The sequence below is a fragment of the Arthrobacter sp. 10N418 genome, assembly GCF_056394725.1.
Map to the genome: position 1 here is coordinate 1 of NZ_JBFTIK010000082.1, position 351 is coordinate 351.

A 351-nucleotide genomic window follows, 5' to 3' on the forward strand; every position below is an offset into this window, starting at 1 on the left:
GCGCTTTTCCTATCGCCAGGCCCTGAGCCTGGCCGAGGGCTTCTGCACGCGCCACAACCTGCCGCTCAGCGTGTCCTCGATCCCCGGCGACTTCGACGGCATCAACATGCTGCGGTTCGAGACGCCGACCATGCGCAAGATCTACGACGCGGCCGAACGGCTGGCGATGGAAGACAAGATCTGGGCCAGCCCCGCGCTGGAGCCGACCGGCTGGCGGGGCCTGTTCAAGCGGGCGGGAGGCCGGCCCAAGGCCGAGCCGGGCGCGAGCAGCCTGGATCCGGCCGCCGACGCTTAAACACCGCCCGTCGTTTCAGGACCGAAATCGAGCGCAGTCATCGCGCAGCACTGCGC

The 351-nt window shown here is 68.9% G+C and carries 1 protein-coding gene; it reads left to right on the forward strand.

The window, feature by feature from the left end:
- A partial coding sequence (locus AC1DCZ_RS19405) for a hypothetical protein (protein WP_476976017.1) occupies positions 1-295 on the forward strand: 295 nt, incomplete at its 5' end.
- Positions 296-351: the final 56 nt, after the last annotated feature.